The following is a 1,637-nucleotide window of genomic DNA, read 5'->3' on the forward strand; positions in this document are numbered from 1 at the left end:
CCTGCGGGTGCGGCCCGGCGACAAGGTGCCGGTGGACGGCGTGGTAGTCGAGGGCCGCTCCTCGATCGACGAGTCGATGATCTCGGGTGAGCCGGTGCCGGTGGAGAAGGTCGACGGCGACAAGGTCACCGGGGCCACCATCAACGGTACCGGCAGCCTGATCATGGAAGCCACCCGCGTCGGCGCCGATACCATGCTCAGCCAGATCGTCGAGATGGTGGCGAATGCCCAGCGCTCCCGCGCACCGATCCAGAAATTCGCCGACAAGGTGGCAGGCAAGTTCGTCCCCGCGGTGATCGGCGTGGCCGTGCTGTCCTTCATCGCCTGGGCGATCTGGGGGCCGGCGCCGGCGCTCTCCTATGCGCTGGTCTCGGCGGTGGCGGTGCTGATCATTGCCTGTCCCTGCGCCCTGGGGCTGGCCACGCCGATGTCGATCATGACGGCCACCGGGCGCGGCGCACAACTGGGGGTGCTGATCAAGAACGCCGAGGCGCTGGAGCGTTTCGCCAAGGTCGATACGCTGATGGTCGACAAGACCGGCACCCTGACCGAAGGCAAACCGAAGTTGGTGGCGGTGCTGCCGGAAGCGGGGCATGACGAAGCCGAGGTGCTGCGCCTGGCGGCCAGCCTCGAGAAAGGCTCCGAGCATCCGCTGGCCGAGGCGATCGTCAGCGGCGCCGAGCAACGTGGGGTGACCCTCGCCGAGGCCAGCGATTTCGAGGCCGTGACCGGCATGGGCGTGAAGGGCGTGGTCGACGGCAAGCCGGTGGCGTTGGGTAATGCCAAGCTGATGGCCGAACTGGGCCTCGACGGCGGCAAGCTGTCGGACACCGCCAATGACCGCCGTGACCAGGGCGAGACGGTGATGTTCGTCGTGCTCGACGGTGCCATCGCGGGTCTGGTCAGTGTCGCCGACCCGGTGAAGGAGACCACGCCCGAGGCACTGAAGGCGCTGCACCAGCTGGGCTTTCGCATCATCATGGCGACGGGCGACAACGAGCGCACCGCCAAGGCGGTGGCCGGGCGCCTGGGCATCGACGAGATCCGCGCCGATGTGATGCCCGAGGACAAGGCCCGCATCATCCGTGAACTGCAGGAACAAGGCCGCAAGGTGGCGATGGCCGGCGACGGGGTCAACGACGCCCCCGCCCTGGCCCAGGCCGATGTCGGCATCGCCATGGGCACCGGCGCCGACGTGGCGATCGAAAGCGCGGGCTTCACGCTGGTCAAGGGCAATCTCGACGGCATCGTGCGGGCCCGCAAGCTGTCGCTGGCCACGATGCGCAACATCAAGCAGAACCTGTTCTTCGCGCTGATCTACAACGGGGCGGGGGTGCCGATCGCCGCCGGGATCCTCTATCCGTTCCTCGGTATCCTTATCTCGCCGATGTTCGCCGCCTTCGCGATGAGCGCGTCGTCCTTGTCGGTGGTCACGAATTCGTTGCGCCTGCGTCGGGTAAGGATCTGACCATGGTGGGCATGGGCCCCACGGCGGGGGCGAAGCACGACGAACGCGATGCGTCAAGACATAGCCCGTGAAGCTCGGCCACCCGAATCACTTCTTCTCGGGACCCAACAACCAATAGCCGTGTGGGCAGCGCCCCTATGGGCCTGACGTCCCGCGGCGTATCCAGCAA

The 1,637-nt window shown here is 67.3% G+C and carries 1 protein-coding gene; it reads left to right on the forward strand.

The window, feature by feature from the left end; genetic code table 11:
- Positions 1–1,468, forward strand: a 1,468-nt coding sequence (locus tag ACESMD_RS05260) for a copper-translocating P-type ATPase (protein ID WP_372611010.1), incomplete at its 5' end; no start/stop codon positions are given.
- Positions 1,469–1,637 lie beyond the last annotated feature (169 nt).

This window comes from Halomonas sp. (assembly GCF_041689495.1).
Lineage (GTDB): Bacteria > Pseudomonadota > Gammaproteobacteria > Pseudomonadales > Halomonadaceae > Halomonas.